This is a genomic window from Paenibacillus sp. Leaf72, from assembly GCF_001422685.1.
Lineage (GTDB): Bacteria > Bacillota > Bacilli > Paenibacillales > Paenibacillaceae > Pristimantibacillus.
Genome location: NZ_LMLV01000002.1, coordinates 148,688 through 173,950, shown reverse-complemented (window position 1 = coordinate 173,950; position 25,263 = coordinate 148,688). Strand labels below are relative to the sequence as shown.

Sequence of the window (25,263 nt, the reverse complement as noted above, 5' to 3'; positions counted from 1 at the left end):
ACTTGAGTTATAACATTGAAAGTTTCAATAGTAAATAAAGCTAGGCTACAAGGGGAATTCGATAGTAGAATTCCGTTTTATTACACACAAACCCACCCCATGGAGGAATGAATCATGAAAATTTTAGTTACTGGCGCAACTGGACAATTTGGCTCTCACGTAATCGATTCCCTGTTGAAAAAGCTGCCCGCTGAACAGCTCGCGGTAAGTGTGCGTACACCAGAAAAAGCCGCGCATTTGCAGGCACTAGGCGTTGACGTTCGCTACGGTGATTTCGATCAGCCCGAAACCCTTGATAAAGCTTTTGCCGGTGTAGACCGTTTGTTGATCGTTTCCGCTGATGCAGATAATGCTACACGTATTCGCCAGCATCAAGCTGCTATCGATGCAGCTAAAAAAGCAGGCGTAGGCTTCATCGCTTATACAAGTGTTGCCAAAGCCGATAAGAGCACGCTTTCGCTCGCAGAAGTACATCGCGCTGCGGAAGCAGCCATTCTGGCGACGGGCATTCCCTATTCGCTGCTGCGGAACAATTGGTATGTTGAAAACGAAGCAGGCAGCGTGCAAGGCGCCATTCATGGAGCTCCTTGGCTGAATGCCGCAGGCGCTGCACGTACAGGCTGGGCATTGCGCAGTGATTATGCCGAAGCGGCGGCGGCTGTTCTGGCTGGCGAAGGACATGACAATACCGTTTACGAGCTGTCGGGCAAGCCTCGTACGCAAGCTGAGCTGGCTGCTATCACTGGCGAAGCGTTGGGCAAAGAGATCAACGTCGTGGATGTAGACGATGCTGCATTCGGCCAAGCATTGACTCAAGCCGGATTGCCTGATTTTGTCGTAGCGATGTTTGTGGATATGCAAGGCGCAATCCGTGAAGGCTCCCTCGATGTAGAGAGCAATGATCTGGAAACGCTGCTTGGACGTCCGGCTGCTCCTTTGAGCGCATTTGTTACAGCTCTATCTGGACGTTAAGCTTTCCTCGCTAAGAGGATAGGCAGGGTAGGCAAAAGAAACGAGGTTGTCTCGTGAGGTCAGAAATGACCTCCGGGACAGCCTCGTTTTACGTTAAACGTCTGGAGAAAGGGCTTTGATATATGCCACCCCTTGTCTAAGTGATCATACATACCGTAAGGTAGCTTCATGCTCTTTGTTTCAGAGATTCAGGGTTTCAGGGATTCGGGGATTCGGGGTTTGCACCCGGCACAAAGCTAGACTCGGCGGACACAGCAGACGCTATTTCAACAAAATCAGGGTTATGGCACAGGCTGCGGACTCAGGAGACGCTAATGCTCCACAATCGGCCATTTTGGCGGGGTACGGAGGGCAATAACGGATTTCCTGTCCGCTTAAGGCCAGAAATCGGGTCAAAAGCCAGAATAGCGGAACCTCAGTCCTCCAAAAAAGCAGTGAGCATCCCGAGCTTCGAATTCTCAACTACAGTGCTTCAGCTAACTTGCTCTCAGCTACAGTGCTCTCAGCTACAGTGCTTCAGCTAAAGCGCTCTGAGCTACAGTGCTCTCAGTTACAATCGCAAATTAAGGTTCCCCTTTCCTTGAATCATCAGATGAGATTAGTCTTGAATAAACACGCAGCAAGTTTGGCTGTCCGTGTTCCTATTTGGCGTTTTAAACACCTGTGTGGCTGTTCATGTTCCTGTTTAGCAATTCATGCTCCTGTGCGGCTATCCATGTCCCTTCGCGGCTGTTCCTACTCCTTTCTGGCTATCCATGTCCCTTCGCGGCTGTTCCTACTCCTTTCTGGCTATTCATGTCCTTTCGCGGCTGTTCCTACTCCTTTCTGGCTATTCATGTCCTTTCGCAGCTGTTCCTACTCCTATTTGGCTGTTCACGCTCCTGCCTTCAACCGATCAAAGGCTTCTTGATTTACAGCAATGTCCACTGCTTTTACCTTTTCCTCAAAATAACGCTCGAATTTATGATGAAGCACTTCGCTTTGCAGCTGGGACTCCAGACTCGCAAGGGGAACCGCATACTGTTCATTTTTGTCGATCAGCTGAATAATGGAGAAGCTGCTGCCCTGATCAATAATGGCAGAATGCTCGCCAACCCTTAATGTTTCAGCAGCCTGCTTCAGCAAGGTATCGGCCTTGAGCGGAGAGGCTTGCTGCTCTAGAACGAGCGAGCTCTGGCGTACGCCGTCTTTGCCGTACTTCCTCCCCACTTCTGCAAAAGGCGTGCCGGAGTCTAGCTGCTTAAGAGCCAGCTTTATTTTCTCGCCTGCCGCTTCCCGTTCTTCCTTGCTGTAGGAGACGGACAGTTCATTAAAGGTAATTTGGGTTTGATTTTCAAACTTTGCAGCATGGAATTGATAACGGTCCTTCACTTCGTCCTTCGTTACCTTTAATGCCCCTTCTCCCAGCTTCTCCTCAAAGTCCAGCCTTAATTGGCTTAAGGAATAGAAATAATATTGGCTGAGATCGTATTGGGCCAGGCCAAAAATCGCCTTCCCCTGCTCTTTGCTTTCGCCACGCTCTGCATTGTTCTTCTCCCAACGTTCAACGAAGCTTCGAAAGGAGCTGTCTGCCACAAGCCCATGCTCTACGGCCAGCAGCTGCAAGGTTTTTCCTTTGACAGCCTCGTCCATTGCTTGCTGTCTAAGCTTATCAATCGGACGCTCTTCTCCGAACGTTTCCGTCCAGTAGGCTTCACTATCTTCGGCCCCATAGGTTACGTTGAAATAGTTGGTGACGGCCCCTTTTTCCTTCTCCATATAAAGCAGAAATTCGGCTTCGGTGACAGGCAAGCCGCCCACCTCTAGGATGATCTCCTCTCCTTGAGGCTCGGAGGGCAACAAGGCTGCGAACCCTGCGACTGAAATAACCGCCACTACTCCAATAACGACAGCAAATAGCACAATTCGAGACTTAACCGTGTTGAAAAACATTTGGTTAGACCCTCTCCGATTCATCCGTCTCCTCCATTCGCATCCGATATCCCCTGTTCCTCTCAGTTAAAGCTGCACTCCGCCTTTCACTCCGCCTTTCACTCGGCCCTTCACTCAGCCCTTCACTCCGCCAAGCGACATGCCATTCGTTAATTTTTTTTGCAGCAGCGCGTACACGAGAATGGTTGGTGCAAGCACAATGACTAGGCCGGCGAAAAGGGAGCCCCAATCGGTAGCAAATTGCTGGATTTGCATCAGATTAGACAAGCCAACCGGAATCGTCTTCTTGCTATCGCTCGTAATGAAGGTCATCGCCAGCACGTATTCATTCCAAAAGTCGAAGAAGCTGAAGACAGTCAGCGTAATAATGCCCGGCCGGGCCATCGGCACAATAATGCGCAGCAAAATGCCAAAATAGCTGCAGCCATCCATCATGGCCGCTTCCTCGTAATCGTGCGGAATCGACTTCATGAAGCCGGTGAGCAAATAAATAGAAAAAGGCAAGCTGCCTGTCGCATAAACGGTGCTTAACCAAAAGCGATTATCGAGCATATGCCATTCATTCATTAAAATGAACAGCGGCACAATAATATAAACGCCCCCAATAAACAGCCCTGCCATATAAAATTGCGCTATAAATCCACGCAAGCGGAATTTCATCCTCCCCAGCACATAGGCAGAGGGAACCGCCGCAAGCAGCAGCACCGCCATCGATAATAGAACGATAATAACGGAGTTGATCATGTAGTCGCCCATTTTCGCCGTCGTAAAAGCATGAACGTAATTGCTCCAATTTAGGCTCGACGGCAGCCGCCAAGGGCTTCCCATAACCTCCGTATTGGTTTTGAAGGACGCCAGTACATTCCAGACAAGCGGATAGACGACTAAGAGCGCCTGCACGAGCAGAAAGAGGCGAAGAACGATTTTCCCCGGAATGGCTGTCAAAGCGGGCATGTTAATACGATCCCCTTTCCGTTAATTTATTGCTCACAAGCGCGAGCAGCATCGAAATGACAAATACGACAACCCCGATCGCCATCGCATAGCCAAAATTCGAGTTCGTGAAAGCTTGGGCATATAAATAAGTCATCACAACTTCCGAATGCCGATCGGGCCCGCCCCCCGTCATAATCGAAACAATGATAAAGCTAATGCTAAGGACCCCATTAATGCTGAAAATAATCGTGACGCGAATAATCTCCCACAGCATCGGAATCGTAATGCGGAAAAATTGCTGTATGCGGGTTGCCCCATCAAGGTCGGCAGCTTCATAAAGCTCCGGCGAAATGCTGTCGATCCCTGCCATATACATGACCATGTAATACCCGGCCGCCTGCCAGATCAAGGTAATCGCCAATGCCCAAAGGACGGTGCGCTGATCGCCCAGCCACGGCTTCGCCCACTCCCCAAGTCCAATCATCTCTAGGCCAGTGTTCACAAAGCCCATCGTAGGGTGATAAATAAAGGACCACAGGATAGCGATAACAACGAACGAAAGAATGCTTGGGAAAAAGAAAACGGTGCGGTAAAAGCCGCGTTCCTTGAGCTTCGATTGCGTTAAGATAGAGGCATTAATTAAAGCGATCATAATCGTAATAATCGGCACGACCAGCATTAAGAAGCCCGTATTGCGCATGGACAGCAGGAACGTCTCATCGTGAAGCATATCCGTAAAATTTTTAAGCCCGATATATTTCGGCTCATCACTTAACCCCGTCCACAGGTACAGCGACTTTTGAAAAATTTGAAACGTAGGATACACCTTAAACAAAGAGAATAGCAACAGTCCTGGCAATAAACATACGAGGATGAAAAAGGTTCTTTTGGTTTTCATGGTCATCGTTTTCATTCCTTCCCCTTGCTGCACGTACTGCGCTCATGCTTGCTGTCCTTTTGCTTTTGCAGCACAATGGTCTACTATGGGCGTATTATTGATTTGCAGAAGCCGCCATGCTAAGGTGAAACGGCTGTCGCCGTCCTTTGGCGGCACGGCGCGTTTCATTCCGAGAAATATAGAGAATGGATGCAAACATCATATCCTTTCCTATATTTCAAGGTGAAACGGCTGTCGCCGTCCTTTGGCGGCGCAGCTCGTTTCATTCCGAGAAATATAGAGAATGGATGGGAAAATCATATCCTTTCCTATATTTGAACGATAAACGGCGGCCACTGCCTTCCTTTTTAAGTGAATAAACCGATCTCAGCGAGCTGCAGTTGTGCTGCACCGCCGCTATTCGCCGTTACGTTCAAGCGATAATACGAGTAAGCAGTTGAATTGCTGAACGTATACGTCTTGGTCAAGAAACGGGTGGCAAATGCTTCATTCGTGCGTGTATCCAGCGTCGTCCAGTTCGTTCCGTCGTTCGAGCCTTGCAGCGTCCAGTTTTTCGGGTCCCTCGCCGGCACATCGTTAGCGGACGTTATCGCATACGAGGTCACGATATGAGAGACACCGGTTACAAATTTGTACTGAATCCAGCCTGTTCCGGTTGTGATGAGCCATTTGGTCGAAATATTCGCATCAAAGGCTTTTTCCTTCTCTTCTCCTGACGGGCTGCTTGTGGAGCTCGCCGTTACCGTTCCACCTACCGTGACTGATGTCGGTCCACCGCCTCCGCCGCCTATGACGGTCGATTCAAAAGCGCCAATATCCGGAGCCGCCCCATTAAATAAGGCATTTCCATAAAAATCGGTCGTTCCTAATTGCGGCACATTATAACCGGCATTAATGAGTGGAGAAGTGGCTTGCAGCTTGTAGCCATCCCATACGGTTGCGCCGCTTGTAAAGCCGTTGGCTCCTAAGGTCGGCGCTTGCCCCGGGTTAACCATTTGAGGCGGCGCAATCACCTTCGCTGGATCATTCGGTTCGCCAGCCGCATGGCTGCCGGTAGTTACATAAAACGCATTGTTTCTAAATACAGCCGTTCCATAGCTGCCGGAGCTGCTCGGCCAAAAGCTGGAGGAAGGGGTATTTTTGTCATAAAAAACGTTATTGTAAAAATAATACGGCACACTTTTGAAATAAGTAGAGGCAAGGTTAGCGTTGGAATTCGTAAATTTCGTTACGCCGCCGTTATAAATAAAGACGTTGTTCAGGAAATACGCAGCCGAGCTATCGACGTCGAACCAGCCAAACTTGATTAAATAGGCAGCGTTATCGTCACTGATGTTGTATCTGGCAATATTATTGCTGCTTCGGCCCAGATAAGACATCCAGCCCATGGGGTTGTTATGGGTATAGTTGAATTGATAGACGATATTGCTGTTGGGCGAATCAAAATCAAAGGCGGTTCCATCTCCGTTATTCGCCCCCGTCGTCGTCGGCCCGCCGTAAACCTCGTTGTTTTGGAACGTTACATTTTGAGATTTCCACGGATAAATGCCTGCGCTTTCCGCGTTATAGCGCTTGGACCAGCCATCTACGACGTTGTATTCGATAATTGCCCCCTTCGCATCACATACATCAATTGCGCCTTGGCCTATATTGCGCATGTAGTTGTGTCCGATATAAATATTCGTTTGCCACAAGTTATACGGTTCGATTTCGTCTTGGAACGCCGTTGTCGTCGTGTAATTGAAATTGGCAATGGCGAGCAGATCGACCTTCTCGATGGTGTTATTTTCAATCCTGACATCATTGAACGTCATGTTGGCCTTTAAAGCGCCAATGACATAAAACATAATGCCGCCATTGAACGAGGCGTTGCCATACTGGTTCGGCCATTCGTTCGGGCTATCGACATCATGCACGTAATTATCATGAATATAAATATGATCCATGATCGTGTCGCCGCCTGCCGCCACTTGATTCGTATCCAGCACAACCAGAATGCCGTCTCTTATGTTGGTGGGCTTGCTGTTTGCATAAGTAGTCGTTACTAAATCTACGTTAAAGTTGTCGTCATTCGTCACTTCAAGATTGCTGATTTCCCAATACTGCTGGTTGCGCAGCATGACGGCGCCCGTCGCTTGATAATCCCTCTGCGTTCCGCCACCGTTAATAATCGGCTTTGCGGTTCCGCCATATTTATCGATTTTGATAGGAGACCCTGCTGCTCCTGAGCCTTTAGGCCACAGCTGCCCGTTCCATACCCCGCCCGATTTAAACAAAATTTGGTCACCCGGCTGGAATGTCGTCGCATTCACTTTCGTTAGCGTTTTCCAAGCAGTAGTGGTCGAGGTGCCATTATTCGCATCATTCCCACCAGCAGAATCAATATAATACGTCGTATTTGCTGCACTTACCGCCACCGGCCCAATCATGAAAATAGAGGAACATAAAATCAGCAATACCAATAAGCCTGACATGCGTTTTTTCATTCTATTGCTTCCTCCCACATGTATTTGATTCAGACGCAAAGCTGAACAATGGAGCAATGGATTGCCTTCCTTTTTTCATATTGCATTTCCAGATATCGCTACATGCTCATCAGCCCCTCTCCAATCGAAAATCTGTCGATCTTTGAATGAGACGGCGAAGCCACATCATTTGGAGCGCAAGCTGGTCTACAAGCTGGGTTTGCCAGTTGAGCTTCAGTATAAATTCATAAGAGCGTTAACCAAATGAACAAAAAGGCAGATTCATATAGAGGATTTTTAGCTGTTCATCGAAAAATGCAGGAAATCATAAAATCCTTCAGGTTTATGAATTATGAGATATAAAAAAGGATGAGCCTGAGGTAAACCCTCATCTCATCCCGCCTGCCGCCTACCGCCTACAACATGCTATCTGCCGCCCGTTAGGCTCCAGCAGCCTCCAGCTCCTTCTGAATTTCCGAATACACCTTATACAGCTTGGCAGCATATTCATCCAACGTCATCTGCTTGCTCATAATCGAGGAAAATGGCTTATAAACTTCATCACTAGGGTTGAACTTGCTGCCTTTGGCCACCGGCTTAAAGGCGCCATTAACCGCAAGCATGCCGTCATCCGCCGCCTTATAAACGTTGTAGGTTGTCTCCGTAATATACGCTTTAACGAGATCCGGCGCGCCTTTGACCGCCATAACTGCTTTAGCCTTGTCGCCATTGAGCTGGACGATCTTATCTGTGTACAAGTACTTGAGGAATTCTTTGGCAAGCTCTGGATTTTTAGCCTTCGCCGGAATGACTACCGTTTCCACATTCGTCAGGGCGGATACCGGTTTGTCTGATCCAAACGAAGGAACGCCTAAATAACCGAAGCTGAACCCTTCCTCGCGCGGCGCATCCTTCATTTCATCCTCAAACCAGCTGCCGTTTGGAATAAACATCGCTTTGCCTTGAAGGAACGCTGTCTGCGATTGCGTATGGTTAAGCGCAACGGTGCCCGTCATCAATGCATTGTCTTCGGTTGCGATTTTCTCCATGAGGCCCCATACCTGCTTAAATGTGTCGCTTTTCCAAAACTCAGGATCGTAGTCGAAAAATTGGTTCAGCGCTTCCGTGCCGCCCGCTGCATAAATGGCAGGAACGATCATTTCCTCCAGGTAGCCTGGATAAATGCCTTGGTACGTAAATAAAGCGCGTCCATTCTCTTTAGCCGCCGCATTTGCCGCAAAGAAATCATCCCATGTTTTAGGCGGCGTCATCCCTTTCGCCTCAAACAGCGCTTTGTTATACCACAGGCCCATGACGCCAAAGTTATAAGGGGCCAAATACACTTTGCCATCATCATACGGGGACGTTGCCCGGGAATTCAGAACACCATCGAGAATTTTATCCTTAAGCGGGGTGCCCTCTGGCGTCAATTCCTCGAATACTTCCGTCAAATCAAGCAGCGCTTTGTCTTTAATCAGCCCGTTCACAAGCGGCGTATTGTCGCTGCCGGAAATGTACATAAAATCGGGCGGATTGCCCGCAACGATTTTTGGCCGAATGAGCTCGCCGATTTTCGGGCTGGCGGTAATGTTGATTTTAGTCCCGGGGTAATCAAGCATAAACGCCTCGGCAGCGCTATCCCAAAATTCCCGGCCATAGCCGCCTTGGAAGACGGCAACGTCCAGCTCTGGATTTTCAAACGTTTTGCCGCTTGCTGGCGAAGCACCCTCAGACGGGGATGCAGCAGCTGTATCCGAAGCCGATGGGGCGGCAGAGGATGGCGGTGTCGCTTCATTGCTCGGACTGTTGCCCGATCCGCAGCCGGCTAACGTCGTAGTAAGGGCGATCGCTACAGCTGCAAAAGCAAACCCATTGTTTTTTTTCATTGATTTAGTGACCCCTTTCATTTGTAATGAACTTCATTATAAGTTCGCAAGGAGCGTCGCTAAATGAACAAAAGAGCGGATGAGTATGGACAATTTTAAGATTTTCATGATTAGACGGGCGGCATGCTTTTTACATTTTTCGGGGGATGGCCGTAGCGTTTTCGAAATAGGCGATTAAAATAAAACGGATCTGGAATGCCCACCTCAATGGCAACCTGCTTCACAAGATACTTGCCGGACAGGAGCATGTCATAGGCTCTGTTCATGCGGATTTCATTGAGCCTGGTCAAAATGCTGCTCCCCGTTTCTGCCTTGAACAGCTGGCAAAGATACGGCTCAGACAGTCCCACATAGGAGGCTACATCCGAAATCGACACGCGATCCGCAAAATGTTTATTTAAGTAGGCCAACGCTTGCCGTATTTCCTGGCGCAAGGTAGAAGTGGATGCAGCAAGCTGCGCTCCTTGTCCTAAAGAGTCCAGAATTTCATCCGAAAGCTCTTTAATGATCAGCTTTAAGCTGGAATCAGAGTCCGCTGCTTCGACTTTTTCAATCCAGCCCTTCTCGTTCCAAGGCGTGTCCATTTGCAAGGCTGCCGCATTAGAAAGCCCCCAAATGCCCCCTGCTACTATGCGCTTCAGCGATTTCGAATGAATGCCATGCTCGGCGGCGGATTCCATTAATAAAAAAGCTTTTTCCACCCACCGTTCAATCGCGCCATCGCCAGAGCCGCGCAAGCACTCCCGCAGCTGGGCTTCTGCTTCACGAAACCGCTCATTCGTATCTGCGGCTAGCCTGGTATTGGACTGGCACCCTGCTTGATACGCCGTATAAAAGCGAAGCGCCTCGGCCTGCCTATTTAAGCTCATTTGCTCGATGAGATGTTTAAATGACGTTGCTGGCTGCCCATAAATGACGCTAATCACTTGGCCATAATACATTTCCGACAGCTTAATCAAACGTTGGGCTATTTCTTCAGGATCGACAATATTTTGGAGCAAGGGAGTGGAGATGATTAAGGTGTAACGGTTCGGGCGGGGATGAAATACAAATAAAAAATGCTTGTTCGGGAACAGCCCCTCGGCAAGCTTCTCTAACGTTTCATGAAAGTCTAGCGTTTGATGATTAGCGCGCTCGCCTTCTAGCATATTTAGCGTAAATGTATAACAGCATAAGCCTTGTAGCCGAGAGATCGCTTGCCTTTCCTTTTGATTAAAAATATTCCCGTTCAGCTGAGGCTGCTCAGCTTGATCATGCTTTTTCAACAAATCATACAGCTGCACCAGCTCGCCATCGGCCTGCTCTGCAGTCGTTGTCTGGGGTTGAAAATAACTCTGTTTGGCATCCAGCTTAGCCGCCATTTCTTCAAGCGTCTGCATAAACGTTTCGGTCTTCAACGTAAGCTTGAGCATATAATCGTAGGCGCCGAACTTGAGCGCCTCGCGCACGAGATCAAAATCATTATAGTTGCTTAAGACGAGAACTTCGCCTTTAAATCCGTCCGCCAGCAAGCTTTTAATCAGCTTAAGGCCATCCATTTCAGCCATTTTAATATCGGTAATGACGATATCCGCCTTGGTTCTTCTTACGAGCTCCATCGCCGATACCCCGCTCGAAGCAGAGCCTGCGTATTCGAAGCGGCTATCCTCCCATTTAATGATGGTTTTGACAGCATGACGAACGATCATCTCATCATCTACGATAATGACTTTATACATGTTCTACCCCTTCCTTCATCGTCATTGGCAAGCTGATTAACGTTTGCGTCCCGCGACCTGGCTCGCTTGAGATTTTAATCCCGTATTGCTTTCCTACATGAAGGCGTATTCTCTCTTCTACATTGCTCATCCCTATCCCTGACAGCTTGTCATGGGAATGCTTCCGCTCCTGCACCTCGGCCATATCGAAGCCTTTGCCATCATCGGAAATTTGAAGCAGCAGCCTGCCCTCGTTAATTGAGCCGTCTACGGTAATATGTACTCTGCGGCCTTCCCCGCTGCCCGCATGCAAGATTGAATTTTCTACAATCGGCTGAAGAATGAAGCGCGGAACTTGGCATTGATAAAGCTGATCATCGCTCATGCGGCATGCGAGTTTAAACGAGTCGCCATATCTCATGCGCTGGATGACGGCATAATGCATTAAGTTGTCGATTTCCTTCTCCAGCGTAATCATTTCTTCCGTATCCAAAATCGTATTATGAAGCAGCTCGGATAAAGACGCGATCCCTTGCTCCACATTTTCGTTCCCGCTCATCATTGCGCTCCATTTCAAGGAATTTAACGTGTTGAACAGAAAGTGAGGGTTGATTTGAGCTTGAAGCATCTTCAGCTCTGCCTCGCGCTTCGCCTGCTGCTCCTCTTCGACTTGATAAATCAGCATTTTGAGCCGTGCGACCATTTGATTGATCGTTTCGGATAACCGCCCCATTTCGTCGGAATGTGTCGGACCGAGCCGGGTTTCCAGCCTGCCAAGCTTAATTTGGGTCGCATATTGGAGCAAATCGCGCATCGGCCGATTAATGCTGCGATAAATCCACATGGCCAGCAGTCCGGCTAGCAGCAGGATGAACAAGCAAATATACAGCAAGCTTCCTCTAATCGCAGAAAGCTCCGAAATGATATACGAATGCGGAATCAGGCCAATCATATGCCAGTCTGCTGACCGGATATAGGCGCTGCCTACAAGTACGCGTTCCCCATCGACTTTCGCATAAAAGGTTTTGCTGGGCCCATTGGACATCATGGCGCTAAATACTTCTTGCTGGTTATACGTCTGCCCATGGGGAATCGAAGACGACACGGAGGACACGACGACGCCGCTATGATCCGTAATGTAGAGCCTGCCTCCTTTTCCAAGGTCCACATGCTCAAAAGTATTGCGCGAGAACACCTTTTCATCAATGACGATAACGAGGTAGCCCAACGTTTGATTCAGATTATCCTGGGAAAAAATAATGCGGCTCAAAGCAATTTTATCCGAGCCCCGGTTGGAATGCAGATACGTCCACTTTATGTTGCCAGCCGTTTCCGTTATGCCTTGCAGGGAATCCGCGATTTGGTTTTTCGGATACCATTCATATCCCAGATCAAAAAAGATGTCGCTCTCATTAGTCAAAATCACAACATTCGAAATATTGCTTAGGCGAAAGACTTGCTCCCCCAGAGCATCTTTAATATCGGTCTGCAAGCCGTATTTCTCAAAATCCGTCATGCTGTTCATATGCTGGAGCCCGCTTTGTATCAGGCTGTTTATAATAATGGATTCACTAAGGGTCTCGTATTGCGCAAGTTCTCTGGATGCATTCGTCGCGGATTCGGACAACACTTGAAGGGTGGATGTGCTTAGTTTTTCTGAAATAGACGCCTCATATCTAAGGTTTGAATAAAGTGCTACGGAGACGACAGGCAGGAGCGAGGTAATCAGGAAGGCAATTAATAGTCGATGCTTAATAGATAATTTCCGTAAAAATGTGGAAGCCCGCATAGGGCTAAGCTTAAAATTTCCGTTCATCCTACACCCCCGTTTGTTGCTCAAACTCAAAGCGTGCATTAATTCATGAATAGAATAGCTTTATCTTAAGGGCAAATGACATAGCCGTCTATACAACCAAACAACAATAACTTTTTGGGGAGTGCCAAAATAGGAAATAAAAAAGGCGACCGACTATTATAGTCGGCCACCTTAAGTGGTATCGGTTCAGCTCTATTGAGCCTTATTTACTTTTTTTCCATGACAGCGAAGTCATTTTCTTCATGATCCGCAAAGTTAAATACCCGTCCGGATGGCATTTCTACTAAAGGGCCGAAATGTGAAAAAAGAATAAAGCTGCCCGCAGGCAGCCGTGAAAACATAACATGTGGTTAGCCGCTCTAAATGGACAGCGGTATTTCTTTAACTCCGCGCACAATCATCCCCGGTCTCCATTCCAAATCGGCGATATTAGCCTGAAGCTCAAGCCTCGGGAAGCGCCGAAGCAGCGTATTGATGGCGATTTCTCCTTCCAGCCTTGCGAGAGGCGCGCCCAGGCAGAGATGAATTCCTTTGCCAAACGCCAGGTGCTGGCTCTTGCCCCGGGATATATCGAATACATCGGGCTGGCTAAAATGCTCGGGATCACGGTTCGCAGAATCAAGCGCTACGATGACCATGTCATTTTTCTTCATCATATGGCCTTTGAATTCCAGATCCTCGCTTGCCCAGCGACCCGTACTAAATTCGACAGGCCCGTTGTAGCGGAGCATTTCTTCAATAGCGCCATGAATGTATTCCGGATGCTGCAACAGCTGCTCGCGCTGCTCCGGGTGTTCCAACAGGGCAAGCACGCCATTGCCGATCAGGTTGACCGTTGTTTCATGCCCAGCAATAATGAGCAGGGTAATGACCCCATATAATTCTCCTTCCGTTAACTGATCCCCACTTTCATCCGCGACCACCAGTTGGCTGATCAAGTCATCTGAAGGGTTTTCCCGTACAAAGTCAAACCGCTCTTTAAGATAAGCTACGAATTCATCTTGGGCCTGCAAAGAGGCTTCCCGGCTGCTCTCCTCAAAGGAGACTTCAATAATGGAATTTGACCAGCTTCGAAATTGCTCACGATCCTCAGCAGGAATACCTAGTATTTCGCAAATGACAATAATAGGAAGGTGGAACGCATAATCGTCAATCAGATTCATGGTAGGTCCAGCGGCCACCGCATCGAGAAGCTCATCGGCTATTTTCTGGATGTGTTCTCGCTTCCCCGCAATGATTTGGGGAGTGAAGCCTTTTTGCACAAAGCTACGTAAGCGTTTATGATCCGGCAGATCCGAGAACAGCATATTTTTTCCTATTACACTCTTTTGCTCAATACTGCTGACTTTAGCTATATCTTTAATAAAACGCGGGTCCTTGAGCACTTCCACGGCGTCCTCATATTTGGTTACGATCCAGCCATAATGGCCATTCGGGAAAAACTGCTTAAAAATAGGATTGCTGGCTCGTAATTTTTCATAGACGGGGTAGGGATTCTGTTTAAACTCCGGTGTAAGCATCTTCTGCTCGATCGTGCCTCTTGAATTCAATGCCACCATCTCCTTCCAACATATAGAATACGTGTGGTAATCTACGATTCGGCCAGGGACAAAACTAGTGAAAATTGACGAAGAGAAACCCGCTCATTCCGAAATCAATCTAAGCCTAATTCATCCAAATTTTAATAAAAAACCCTTTTTCTGATACACGAAAAGTATACCTCACCTACAGAATCAAAGTCAATTCGTGCCATAAACGCGAAAAAATCATTCCACCCTGAAGACTATTGTTGTACTTTTGCCTCCTCGTTGGAACTTTTCTACATTCCAATATTCCTTTTCTCTGTTCTTCATCAGTTCTAATATTTATGGTCCCCCACAGAATACTGCCCGTTACTATAGCAAAAAAATGAGACCATCTGCGAAGGCAGCGATCTCATTTTTTTGCTATAGTGTCCCGTCGTAAGGCATCTATTTCAATATAATATCCGAAACGCCCTGCTGTTGATTCTCCCAATTAAATCAAATAATTATTCAATACAATTGCTTCAGCTTAGGATTAGAAACACTTTGGAAATCTGCGAATTCGATCCGATTGCGTCCATTTTGCTTCGCTTGGTAAAGGGCTCTATCTACTGCAGCAAAAAGTTGAATTAAATAGCCTTCCGGATTGTCCGGCACATGCTCATGATCAAAGTCCTCAATGGATAAAATGCCCACGCTTACCGTTATCGAAACCTGCTTAACTTCATGATCTACCAAAATGTAGTTCGACTCTACCGCTAATCTCACTCGTTCCGCTAATTGCTCTGCCAACTGGCGCTTAGTATGCGGAAGGTAGATCATAAATTCTTCCCCCCCATATCGGGCTAAAATATCGGTACCGCGAATGGATTGTTTGACGGCTTGAGCCGTACGATAAAGAACTTCATCCCCAATTACATGCCCAAAGCGGTCATTGATCGCTTTAAAGAAATCAATATCAAACAGGATGAGTGAAAATGGCGTTTTATATTGAATATTGGTTATAACCTCATGAGTCAACTGTTGGGTCAAATAACGGCGATTGTAGCAGTTGGTTAAACTGTCCGTAAGAACTAATTCTTCAAGCTTTCGATTAGCTTCAGATAACTCATTACGGATGCGATCCAGTGAATGATTGCGCTCCTGGAGGATCTCATTTTGCCGATTCATTTCTTGAACATAAAAGCGCTCTTGCGAGACATCCTGGAACGTAATAATATGGCCGATTTGCATCGGGTAAGAATCAACAATTGGGGAAGCTTGTACAATAAAATGACGTTCGATATCGCGCTGGGCGACGATTTCAATTTGAGACAACGTATTTTCCTTTTGCTTATAACGCTCCAGAAATTCCTTGCTGCTGCCCTCTACATGAACAGTGCCAAGAAACGTCTCCATATCAAAATAGTCACCCACATTTAAATCCATAGACGATCGTAAAGCTTTGTTAACTTCAATAATGGATTCATTCTCATCTAATACAAGGATTCCATATGGAATCGTATTGATGACGTCCTCATGGGCGATGGAAACAAGATCAAACACATTGTATTTTTTAATGACATATACGAAAAATAAATCTGAAAGAAAAATGCCTAGAGAAGTAAATCCTGGAATGATCGGCAGCCACTGCTTTAACACCACATTAAGAATAGCGTCAATACCGGCAAAAGTGGCCAGCACGAATATGCCCCACAGCGTAATCTTCACTTGATTTTTGATCATGGGTGACGTTCTTGAAGAATGTAATGCCCCAAACAAAACAAAGAGAGAAGCAAAAAAGTAGCTCAATAGAATAGCGATCACAATCCAGAACCATATGCCATATGCTCTATCGACGTAACCGCCCCTCATCGGAGCTACAAAAAGATTAAACGGATTTATAATGACACCAACTGCTGCAATAACCGCAGGCGCAAATAATAAAAATAGTCTCCTATTTCCCAGCTTGTCTGCATTCCCGGTAAGAAAGATCGTGAGCAGAAGCCAACCGCTTCCCAACAAGGAGAGGGCCACAAAAGACATATTTACATAAAACAACTGTAACTGCGGATCGTCAGTCAGATCTGTAGCAAATTGGCACACCGGCCAAAGCATCATTAAAAAATGAAATAAGAAATACACCTTATGTAAGTTCGTAATCCTAACGGTAGCAAAAACATAAATATATACGACAAACAAGAGGATGAATAAAAAGAGATCATACCATGCTAATGGGCTCACAAATTTTCTCCTTTTTTGATTCGACAGCTACGATATTATCAAATAGGTTTGGTTAAATTAACCACATCTTATCATACAGTCAAGACCGTGAGCTAGCCCACACAATGGCAGTCCAGCCAACCTCTGTCCTATTTCTTCATACATTCCTTTGTATTGCCGATGCTTGAACGTTTCATATTTGAGCTATGGGAAGAGAAAACGTTGTTTTGGGGAGAAATTCCGAAAGTGTTACGAGGGTCTTGCCTTAGGGCCAGCCGTTGCCGGACGGCCCTTTCTTTCACTCCTATTCATGATCCAATGGATGATTATCCGAGAACAAATCCGGATTTTCCTTGAGCATTTCCGTTATTACTTCCGCTAGCGCAGCCGCATCACAGACCCTTACATCGGCATCGCCTAGCCGCCCTTTATGCATGGCGCCTTTACTTTCAAGCACATCGTCTACCTTCCAAAAATGCTGCGACCACGACAGCCCGCAATGCCGGCGGGAAGGGACAGAAATTTCTGTTCCATCGGGCAATACCGTGAACAGCATCTCATGGCCATCCGTCAGCCTGCCCGGTATGTCCACCCATTCCTCGACTCCATGAATAAAGGTGTTGCGCTTTAAATCGACCCCAACCAGCAATATCGTCGCTCTTCGGTCAAGCAGCTTTCCCCATGCAGAGCCTCTAGCGCAGGGAGTATCGAAATGATGATCATCGTTTGTGAACTCTATTGAATCCAGGCCTAATGCTGCCACCGAATGAGTGGGATGCAATGAACGCACCACACCAGGCCGCTTGCGAAAAAGCTCGGGCAAAATTCCGACGCAGGAAGGCGACTGATCCACGTAAAATTTCGGATTATCCGCATTGATGTAGGACCAAGTATGGGTGGGCAGCACCAACAGCCCATCCTTCATATAGGCGGTGAACGCATCCAGAACGGTGTCTGCGCCACCCTCGACTGGCCCCATGCTTTTCATCGATGAATGGACGAGCAGCGTTCCTTGGCCGTCAATGCCAAGCTGCTCTAATTGCTTCATTAAGCTCTCTATTGTGTGCATGTTCTACCCCCTCCTGGGCTCATTATATCAAAACTTGCCCTTACTTAGGATACGATTTAACGTTTCCTCTATAAAGCGAAAGCAAAGGGCACCCATCCGGGCGCCCTTCGCAGTTTGGGGTTGGGTTTTTGAGAACCGCAATCCACAAGTTCTATAGCAAGAAATACCTTTTAAAGAAAAGCTCGTTCTCCTGCATATGAACATTAGTTGGTTAAAGAAGCCACCCACGTCTCGACAGATACTACCTCGGCCTGTTGGGGGAACACCTTCTCGGTTAACACGCGATGAACCTCGGGGTCAGCATCGATACAGGCGTCGGAAAGCACCGTAAGGGCAAAATCTTTATCTGCTGCTTCCCGCAATGTCGATAGAACGACGCCGCTTGTGGCAATACCGCTAAGAATGAGTGTGTCGATTTGTTGGGAGCGAAGGATGACCTCAAGGTCACTTCCGGCGAACGCGCTCACTCGAACCTTCGTCACAATCGGCTCGCCTTCTTGAGGCTGCACGGCTTCATGAATCTGCATCATCGCTTCTGGAGCCGCCACACCTCCGGATCGACTGGCAATGCCCCCAAACATTTTGTTTCTAGCACTAATCTCGGGATAACCTGCACGAAAAGCAACACGTACGTAAATAACAGGAATAGCGTGGCTGCGTGCCGCTTCAATCGCTTTTTGGAACGGAAGCAGTGCCCCCGCGCCAGCTGCGTACCGCGACACAACGCTATTTTGCATATCCATGACCAACAGCGCGCTTTTGCTCGGTGAATTTTGCATATGTTTTTAATCTCCCACTTTCTCATCATAAACGGAGGATGTATTCCGTTTTTATTATTATACGGAGAACATTCTCCGTTTGTCAACAAATCGCTATTGATGTAATATTTATAAAGAGGTGTTATTCAAAAATGTCTAAAAAAAATATTCCAGCTGGAGACGCTGACCCTACAGTGTCCTTCATCGCCGCTCCCCCCGAGAAGGCATTGCGGGCAGATGCCCAAAAAAATCGGGATCATCTGCTCCATATCGCCCATCAGGTTTTTATGACCGAAGGCATCTCCGTCTCGATGGATGAAATCGCAAGGCGTGCCGGTGTGGGGGTAGGAACCGTCTATCGGCATTTTCCAACGAAGGAAGATTTGTTTGGGGCCGTCATTGTCAGCCACAAGGCGCGGCTTATGGAAGAAGCCCAGCAATGGCTTGACCACGACGATCCGGGCGAAGCGTTCTTTCAATATTTTGCAACCATTATACGCGAGGGGATTGCAAACAAGGCGATCACCGATGCCCTTGTCAGCAGTCTGAATGTAGAGGCTGGTCGTTCGGACGTTGCGCGAGATTTTTGGCAAGGGATCGACAAGCTGCTCGCCCGTGCCAAGCAAAACGGCTCCGTTCGGGCGGATGCTCGCCTTGAGGATATCAAAATGCTGCTTATTGGCATTTTGCAAGCGACCGGGGACGGCGGTACTTTTCCAGACCGTGTCGTGTCGATTCTATGCGACGGTCTTCGCGGGTAAGCAAAAAATAACCGCTTGCCATTCCAGAGAAGGCAAGCGGTTATTCTTTTTACCCTAAACTACTTTTATTGAATAAGCTCCAGCAGCTCTGTCACGCTGGCTTCGTACTGCGGCTTGAACTGCTCTGATTCCATATATTTGATTACACTGGACAAAAACTGTTTTCCTTCCGGTGTATCTAGCACCTTATCCGCGTCGAGCGAGCAAATAAGCAGCTTGCCATTTCCTACGCGGCATTCGAACAGAAAACCTAATTTGTGATTGCGCTCAAAATTGTCGATGGTCTGTACGATAGGGCTCCATTCTTTGCTCGTACCGTCCATAATAATCGACTTTGAATGGGATACGATGCTCCACCAAGGATAAGTTGAATGCGGCTCGCACGGAAAGTCCCGGAAGACCGGGTGGCTGTTGTCGACGAGAAGCCCCATTGTGCCGACGGGAACCGGACGGTTCATGCTCTCCGAGATGGACCGAAACATCGGGTAGCACCAGAAATCGGTACTATAGAAGCCTTCGATACCATGGCTTATATGCTCCGGCTTCGGCATCAGCCATACCTTCTCTCCTTGCTTTAATAAAGCAAGAGCCTCAGCCGTAAGCGACTCAAAACGATGGACTTTGGACAGCTCCGCTTCAACCTGCTGCGGATAAATCCAGAGGTCATAGGACTTGCGAATATCCGTCTCCAAAATCCGCAGGGAAAGCACAGCTTTGGTCATCACATCAACAGCGGGCATTTCAATGCTCAGGTCGCAAATATCAATGTCATTTTGCTCCTCCCATATTTCCACCTCAGCCGTACCGGACGCCAGTATCCCCTGTCCATCCGCCAGCTCCCACTGAAGCTTGATTGCACCGGGCGGCTGATTTCTATACCAGCACAATTCCACATGAGCCTCAAAGCGTTCGGTCGACGTATAGTTGTATTTAGCAAACCTCGCCATAAGGACGGCATCGCTGCAGAAGGTCCGCCATTCCTCAGGCGTAATCAACCCCTTGGAATCCATAAAGGCATCTAATATGCCAACGAGCGCCGTTCCTTGTCCACTAAAATCCTGAAGGTCGAGCAATTGAAAGCCGGCAAGCTTTCTGGAGCGAAAAGCAGCTTCCAGCTCTTCCTTATAACAGGCTACTGCCAGCTGCCCTGAGCTTTCAAAGTATGGGCTGGCCAGATGATCCAGCCCTTTCTCCCTGAGGCGCTCTTGGAAAATGATAAAATTTTCCGCTTTCAGCGAGCCTGTATACTTCTCTATTTCTCCATAGTTCGGATACGTTGCGTATTGCCCAATCTCATGGGAAATGACCGGAATGTGGGGAATCCATTCCCCCGAGGCGTCGCCGAGCTGGACAGCTTTCGCTTCCGTGCCGTACTGGATTTGAATAACGCCCCCTGCATCACCCGACGCGCCCTCGTTATGATGAAAATCTGGCGGCACAATTTGATCGTCATAATCCTTTAACGTACCTGGAACGTCGGTCTGAACATGGCCTAGCGGAGCATCACACATTGCATAAGAACCTCTGAACAGCCGCTCCTTCGAGAAACGCACCCCGCAGAAGAAATCATCATGTTCAAGAATAGCAGGAGAAAATTGATGATTATTGGAGCCTTGTGTATACAACGGCCTGCTGTCGAACGCTTTATAGGCTTGTAAAATCGCATCGATTTTGGCTCTGCTGCCCCACAGCTCATTGCCCAGCGACATCATGACAAAGGACGGATGATTGCCGAACGCCTTGAGAATAGCATACCCCTCGCTAATCAAGTAGTCTTGCTCCGCCTGGTTATGGCGCTCATCTGATGCTTCGGTAATCGTTCCCCAGAAAGGCAGCTCCGGTTCCATGTAAATCCCCAGCATGTCCGCTGCGGTAAACGCAGCCTCAGGCGGGCAGCACGTATGAAAACGATAATGGTTAATGCCATAGGACTTGGAAATGCCAAGAATTCTCAGCCATTCCTCGACATCCGTCGGCGCATAACCCGTCAGCGGAAAAATCAATCCGTCATGCTTGCCCCGAAGGAACGTTTTGCTGCCGTTAATTGTAAATTTATTTCCATCCGTTCTAAATTCCCGCAGGCCGAAGCTTCGCTGCTGCTGGTCAACGATTTCGCCTTTCTCATCCTTCAAACAGATGCTTACGGTATACAAATGAGGAGTGGCTTCGCTCCATAGCAGCGCGTCCTGCCCCAAAGCATATTCAAGCGAAATGGTCTGCGAAGTGAAGCTATACTCCTTCTCCGCCACCGTATGCACGTTTTCAGAGTTCCAACTGGCTGCGGATACCGTTAGGCTGCCGCTGAGCGCTCCCTGCACACCAGCTTCCACCTTCACGGAGCGCGCGGACAAATTCGGATAGAGCTGGATATCGGTCAGGTACGATTCGCTATAAAATTGAAGCTCGATGCGGCCTGTAATCCCGTTCCAATTGGTCTGTGTATCAGGGGAAGTCATATGGCCGCCCTTCGTTGGATAATCCGTATTGTCGACACGGATAGTAATCGTCTGCGGGCCGCTCTGAAGCAGTCCTGTCAATTCGTAGAGATGCGGCGTATTCAAGCTGTCACGCGAGCCTACCTCGCGGTCGCCCACCCATACCGTCGTCATTCTCGTTCTTTCCAAATAGAGAAAACACGTTTTTTCAGCGAGCCCCTTAGGAATTTCTACCTCTCTCGAATACCATGCATACCCTTCGAACGCATACTCATCGGTCAAGGCCCCTACTAATTTATTTTCGTTCCTCGGACCTTTCCGGGCATAGGATGTCGTTCCGGGCAGCTTGATAGAATCTGTAAACGGCTGCGACAACCCGCTCTTGTCCTTGTCCAGCTGCAGCTTCCATTCGCCCTCTAGGTTGATTTTGGTCAGCAAAATATCACTCCTCATAATAATAATCTCTAAACTCCTGCGGAGTCGTTCCGGTCAGCTTCTTGAATAAAAAGGTGAAGTAGGCCGCCGTTTGAAATCCAACCTGCTCCGACACTTCATATACCTTGATGCTTGGGTCCCGGAGCAGCTCCTTGGCCTTGTTCATACGCGCTTCCTGGACAAAATCAGATATCGTTCGGCCCATTTCTTTTTTGAATAATACGCTCAAATAGCTGGAGTTCAAATGAAACTGCTCCGCCAGTTGCTTCACCGTTACGTTATTATGCAGATGCTCCTCCAAATAACGGGCCACTTTCTGGATCAGGTTATGCTGCTGAACGGTTTGCTCCTTCTGCTTCAGCTGGATATACTGGGCGAGGAAGGCCATTACGACCGTTCTTATTTCCTCCACATCCGTACAGTCAATCATCCGCTGCCACATCAAAATATTCATCTCGGCGTCCGTTTCCTTTGTACGCTTCAATTTGCGGATCAGCTCACTAATTAATCCCATGCCAAAGGCCTGCACATATGAAAAGGACACGGGCTTCTGCGCCAGCAGCATCTCAAACGCATGGTTGAAATAAACGACGGCGTTCTCGCTTTCCCCGCTATCAAGCAGCTTTAAAATTTCCGGAAAATATTCCTCGTACAATCGAAAATCGTGATATTCATTCATTTCAACGTGGTCGAAATACAAAATTTGCCCATAGCCGGCCATTCTGGCGCTTGCCATCATATGCTTGATTTCTTTATATAACAGGGGGATTTCCGACCAAGTTTGGCATTCCCTGCTGATTCCGACGGTAACGGAAGCGTTGTACTGCTCCTTCAGAACATCCTGGATAAAAGAAAGCTGCTTCTCCAGCTTCACACGGTCAATTGGAGAGGCGTTCAATAAAATGACCGCCACTTCGTCCGCTCCGGTCTTGCCGATATACGTGCCTGCAAACTCGGACAGGCCCATTTTGACACATTTGATGAGCCCTTCGCTGAGCATAATTCGCTCCTTGGCGTCATGCGGATTGGACGGAAACAGACGGTCATAGCCGAACAGGAACAGCGTAGCCTGCCAGTCCTCCGACGGCAAATCGAGCAGACGGCACCAGGATTCGAGCAGCTCGTCACTTTGAATCGCACCTTCTATCAAATCCTTGACGTAATGCTCCTGCAGCACCTCATAGCTTTCCGTCATTTTTTCTTTAAGCTTGCTTGTCTCCAGCTCGATATGGTTTCTCTTCTCAAGCGAATCGCGAAATGCAGCAAGCTTCGCTTCCAATTCATCCGTCTTAATCGGCTTGAGAACGTAGGCCTTTGCCCCTAAATGAATCGCTTCCTGGACAAATTCGAATTCGTCGTAGCCGCTTATCATCACCGTCTGCAGGGACGCAAGCTTCGGATAGTCCGACTTGCACTTGGCGAGCAGCTCTATCCCCGTCATTCCTGGCATCGACACGTCGGTGATCAGAACATCCACATGAGCTTCTGCCAGTATGGCAATCGCCTCTTCACCCGATTGTGCGGTCATTGGCTGTTCATACCCTAGCGCTTCCCAGTCGATGTGGCGGACAAGTCCTTGAATCTGCATCGGCTCGTCATCAACGATCAGTGCTTGCATCATGCTCCATCCCCCTTTTTAATTTCAGGAGCTTCCTTGCAGATCGGAATATGAATGGTCACGGCCGTCCACTCATCCTCCATGCTTTCAATTTCAAAACGTCCCTCTTGGCCAAAATAGAGCGCCAGCCGCTCGCGTATATTGTTCATTCCGAATCCGTTTTTCGTACCGATATAGCTGCCTGTCTTGATTCGCTCCAGCTTCTCGCGCGCAATGCCCTTCCCATTATCAAAAATCTGAAACGCAATGGCATCCTCTGTTTTGTTGATCATGATCTGTATAAAGGCACCCTTCCTTGTTGTAATACCGCCATGCAAATAGCAATTTTCCACTATGGGCTGCAAAATGAGCTTAATCGTATACAAATCAAGAACGTCCGTCTCCACCTGCCATTCTACGTGCACCTGATCGGGATAACGCAGCTGCTGGATTTCGACATAAGCCTTTAGATGCTCAAGCTCATCACGAATACGGGTCACATTAACGCGGTTATTGAGGGCCAGCCGATAAAAGGTGGTCAGGGCATCGATCGTCCGAATTTGAATGTCATCCTTCACATCCATGGCACGCCAGCGGATCAGGCTTAAGGAATTATAAATAAAATGCGGATTAATCTGCGCCTGCAGCGCTTTGAAGGACTGCTCGCGTTCTTTTAAAATCGCCTCTGTATGCTCCTCCACCAGCCTTCTGAGGCGTCCAGACATCGAATTAAATAGAACCTCCAGCTCTCCCAGCTCATCGTTGTCCCGGTTTCTCACCGTCGCTTCAAAATAACCTTCGGAAATATCCATCATGCGGGTTCCCAGCTTGCGTATCCGCCAGATGACGTTTTTGAGCACAACCATAATGAGAAAGGTCGATAAAAGGAGAAAAAAAGCGATGCCGCCCACTATATAGTAGAAAATTCGTTTGGACTGCTCCTCCAGCCGATCCAGATGCACAAGCGCCGCGACCGTCCAGCCGGAATTGATTTTCTGCCTGATTAATACCATGCCATCAACAGTTACGGCCGAGCCTTCCGGACTGCTCCAATACTCGCTTAAGGAGGATTCTGACAAACGGCTGCCGATCTCATTGGACTCTGAGGAGGCGATGATCTGCTCATCGCTGTCTACGATGAACATTTCCCCCGCGCCGTCAAACGGATGGTCAAACGACTCAGCAAATACTTCATTATAATTAAGCCGCAAATAGACGATGCCGTAGACGTCCCCGTACGTATTTAAAATTTTGTGCGAAACTACGAGCCGGGTTTTATCGTCGAGCGCATTCGTCCAGGTGAGGTTGTCCGGCGATTGAAGTCTTCCCTTGTACCATTCCTGTTCGATTAAGCCCGAAAGTTTTCGGTCTCCTGGTTTCCATAGAAGCCCGCCGTCCTGTACCAGCGTGTCGTTCGTATGGTAGATGCGGAAATTTTCGATTCCGGGCAAATATTTGCTCGTAAATAAGAAAGCTCGATCCACATATTGAACGGTAGCGTACTGTTCGGAAATGTCCTGATAGTCTCTCGATAATCTGGAAACCAGCTCACCGTCAGTCGCTGTCCGCGTAGCAAGCAGATCATAGCTCTGCTTGCGGAACTCAATGCTTTGGGCGTTCTGGCGAACAGCCTCCTTAATCGTGAGCATATAGTTGCCCCGGACAATATGCAGCGTCATATAGCCTGCTCCGATAGCCAGCAGGACGGTCGGAAGAAATACAATAACCCCATAAAACAGCACAATTTTCTTTCTCATATTCATGGAGCGGGTCATACGAATGATCCATTGCTCTAAACGTTGTCTCAGCCTCATCTGCCACTCCTCCATGAACTGCAAAGGGAGCCCCCTTCCTAATAGGAAGGGATGCTCCGCAAATTCT

At 48.0% G+C, this 25,263-nt stretch carries 16 protein-coding genes and 1 pseudogene; 2 read left to right on the top strand and 15 right to left on the bottom strand.

What is annotated here, in order from left to right:
• Nucleotides 1–114: 114 nt before the first annotated feature.
• A complete protein-coding gene (locus ASF12_RS10005; protein ID WP_056033428.1) occupies nt 115–972 on the top strand; it encodes an SDR family oxidoreductase in 858 nt (285 codons plus the stop codon).
• Between the two features lie 873 nt (nt 973–1,845).
• Here the strand turns inward: ASF12_RS10005 and ASF12_RS10000 are convergent.
• From ASF12_RS10000 to ASF12_RS09950, 12 genes and pseudogenes are all read right to left on the bottom strand, one after another.
• On the bottom strand, nt 1,846–2,928 hold the full coding sequence (locus tag ASF12_RS10000; protein WP_081418729.1) for a peptidylprolyl isomerase: 1,083 nt from the start codon (nt 2,926–2,928) through the stop codon (nt 1,846–1,848).
• A 90-nt stretch (nt 2,929–3,018) separates the two neighbouring features.
• Complete coding sequence (locus ASF12_RS09995) at nt 3,019–3,858, bottom strand: carbohydrate ABC transporter permease (protein WP_056033422.1); 840 nt, start codon at nt 3,856–3,858, stop codon at nt 3,019–3,021.
• Nucleotide 3,859: 1 nt separating this feature from the next.
• Nucleotides 3,860–4,744: a carbohydrate ABC transporter permease gene (locus ASF12_RS09990; RefSeq protein ID WP_056033524.1), complete on the bottom strand. Its 885-nt coding sequence runs from the start codon at nt 4,742–4,744 to the stop codon at nt 3,860–3,862.
• A gap of 341 nt (nt 4,745–5,085) precedes the next feature.
• Nucleotides 5,086–7,224, bottom strand: a complete 2,139-nt coding sequence (locus ASF12_RS09985; RefSeq protein ID WP_056033420.1) for a discoidin domain-containing protein — start codon at nt 7,222–7,224, stop codon at nt 5,086–5,088.
• Nucleotides 7,225–7,643: 419 nt separating this feature from the next.
• On the bottom strand, nt 7,644–9,089 hold the full coding sequence (locus ASF12_RS09980; RefSeq protein ID WP_056033417.1) for a carbohydrate ABC transporter substrate-binding protein: 1,446 nt from the start codon (nt 9,087–9,089) through the stop codon (nt 7,644–7,646).
• Nucleotides 9,090–9,199: 110 nt separating this feature from the next.
• A complete protein-coding gene (locus ASF12_RS09975; protein WP_056033415.1) occupies nt 9,200–10,807 on the bottom strand; it encodes a response regulator transcription factor in 1,608 nt (535 codons plus the stop codon).
• Nucleotides 10,800–12,602, bottom strand: coding sequence for a sensor histidine kinase (locus ASF12_RS09970; protein WP_235533118.1), 1,803 nt, complete (start codon nt 12,600–12,602; stop codon nt 10,800–10,802). The genes ASF12_RS09975 and ASF12_RS09970 overlap by 8 nt, the downstream gene beginning before the upstream one ends.
• A gap of 206 nt (nt 12,603–12,808) precedes the next feature.
• Nucleotides 12,809–12,895 (bottom strand): annotated as a pseudogene (locus tag ASF12_RS35540) (VOC family protein); the annotation flags it as partial.
• A 66-nt stretch (nt 12,896–12,961) separates the two neighbouring features.
• Nucleotides 12,962–14,152: a cytochrome P450 family protein gene (locus ASF12_RS09965; RefSeq protein ID WP_056033412.1), complete on the bottom strand. Its 1,191-nt coding sequence runs from the start codon at nt 14,150–14,152 to the stop codon at nt 12,962–12,964.
• A 483-nt stretch (nt 14,153–14,635) separates the two neighbouring features.
• Entirely contained in the window at nt 14,636–16,348 is a 1,713-nt protein-coding gene (locus tag ASF12_RS09960) for a GGDEF domain-containing protein (RefSeq protein ID WP_056033409.1), read from the bottom strand.
• 283 nt (nt 16,349–16,631) lie between these two features.
• Nucleotides 16,632–17,396, bottom strand: coding sequence for an AAC(3) family N-acetyltransferase (locus tag ASF12_RS09955; RefSeq protein WP_056033407.1), 765 nt, complete (start codon nt 17,394–17,396; stop codon nt 16,632–16,634).
• A gap of 203 nt (nt 17,397–17,599) precedes the next feature.
• Nucleotides 17,600–18,175, bottom strand: a complete 576-nt coding sequence (locus ASF12_RS09950; protein ID WP_056033404.1) for a cysteine hydrolase family protein — start codon at nt 18,173–18,175, stop codon at nt 17,600–17,602.
• A gap of 131 nt (nt 18,176–18,306) precedes the next feature.
• Here ASF12_RS09950 and ASF12_RS09945 point away from each other — a divergent pair, with 131 nt between their 5' ends.
• Nucleotides 18,307–18,915 carry a TetR/AcrR family transcriptional regulator gene (locus tag ASF12_RS09945; protein ID WP_162241888.1) on the top strand — a complete coding sequence of 203 codons (609 nt, stop codon included), beginning with the start codon at nt 18,307–18,309 and terminating at the stop codon, nt 18,913–18,915.
• Between the two features lie 65 nt (nt 18,916–18,980).
• Here ASF12_RS09945 and ASF12_RS09940 read toward each other — a convergent pair whose 3' ends face one another.
• From ASF12_RS09940 to ASF12_RS09930, 3 genes are read right to left on the bottom strand one after another with little or no spacing between them, the layout of a single operon-like run.
• Nucleotides 18,981–21,803, bottom strand: coding sequence for a sugar-binding domain-containing protein (locus ASF12_RS09940; protein WP_056033401.1), 2,823 nt, complete (start codon nt 21,801–21,803; stop codon nt 18,981–18,983).
• A complete protein-coding gene (locus ASF12_RS09935; protein WP_235533117.1) occupies nt 21,793–23,406 on the bottom strand; it encodes a response regulator in 1,614 nt (537 codons plus the stop codon). The genes ASF12_RS09940 and ASF12_RS09935 overlap by 11 nt, the downstream gene beginning before the upstream one ends.
• Complete coding sequence (locus tag ASF12_RS09930) at nt 23,403–25,196, bottom strand: cache domain-containing sensor histidine kinase (protein WP_056033398.1); 1,794 nt, start codon at nt 25,194–25,196, stop codon at nt 23,403–23,405. The genes ASF12_RS09935 and ASF12_RS09930 overlap by 4 nt, the downstream gene beginning before the upstream one ends.
• Nucleotides 25,197–25,263: the final 67 nt, after the last annotated feature.

What these genes read in the sequence shown, in the direction of transcription:
- ASF12_RS10005 (WP_056033428.1), top strand. Translation starts at nt 115, where the DNA reads ATGAAAATTTTAGTTACTGGCGCAACTGGACAATTTGGCTCTCACGTA.
- ASF12_RS10000 (WP_081418729.1), bottom strand. Translation starts at nt 2,928, where the DNA reads ATGAATCGGAGAGGGTCTAACCAAATGTTTTTCAACACGGTTAAGTCT.
- ASF12_RS09995 (WP_056033422.1), bottom strand. Translation starts at nt 3,858, where the DNA reads ATGCCCGCTTTGACAGCCATTCCGGGGAAAATCGTTCTTCGCCTCTTT.
- ASF12_RS09990 (WP_056033524.1), bottom strand. Translation starts at nt 4,744, where the DNA reads ATGACCATGAAAACCAAAAGAACCTTTTTCATCCTCGTATGTTTATTG.
- ASF12_RS09985 (WP_056033420.1), bottom strand. Translation starts at nt 7,224, where the DNA reads ATGAAAAAACGCATGTCAGGCTTATTGGTATTGCTGATTTTATGTTCC.
- ASF12_RS09980 (WP_056033417.1), bottom strand. Translation starts at nt 9,089, where the DNA reads ATGAAAAAAAACAATGGGTTTGCTTTTGCAGCTGTAGCGATCGCCCTT.
- ASF12_RS09975 (WP_056033415.1), bottom strand. Translation starts at nt 10,807, where the DNA reads ATGTATAAAGTCATTATCGTAGATGATGAGATGATCGTTCGTCATGCT.
- ASF12_RS09970 (WP_235533118.1), bottom strand. Translation starts at nt 12,602, where the DNA reads ATGAACGGAAATTTTAAGCTTAGCCCTATGCGGGCTTCCACATTTTTA.
- ASF12_RS09955 (WP_056033407.1), bottom strand. Translation starts at nt 17,396, where the DNA reads ATGCACACAATAGAGAGCTTAATGAAGCAATTAGAGCAGCTTGGCATT.
- ASF12_RS09950 (WP_056033404.1), bottom strand. Translation starts at nt 18,175, where the DNA reads ATGCAAAATTCACCGAGCAAAAGCGCGCTGTTGGTCATGGATATGCAA.
- ASF12_RS09945 (WP_162241888.1), top strand. Translation starts at nt 18,307, where the DNA reads ATGTCTAAAAAAAATATTCCAGCTGGAGACGCTGACCCTACAGTGTCC.
- ASF12_RS09940 (WP_056033401.1), bottom strand. Translation starts at nt 21,803, where the DNA reads ATGAGGAGTGATATTTTGCTGACCAAAATCAACCTAGAGGGCGAATGG.
- ASF12_RS09935 (WP_235533117.1), bottom strand. Translation starts at nt 23,406, where the DNA reads ATGATGCAAGCACTGATCGTTGATGACGAGCCGATGCAGATTCAAGGA.
- ASF12_RS09930 (WP_056033398.1), bottom strand. Translation starts at nt 25,196, where the DNA reads ATGAGGCTGAGACAACGTTTAGAGCAATGGATCATTCGTATGACCCGC.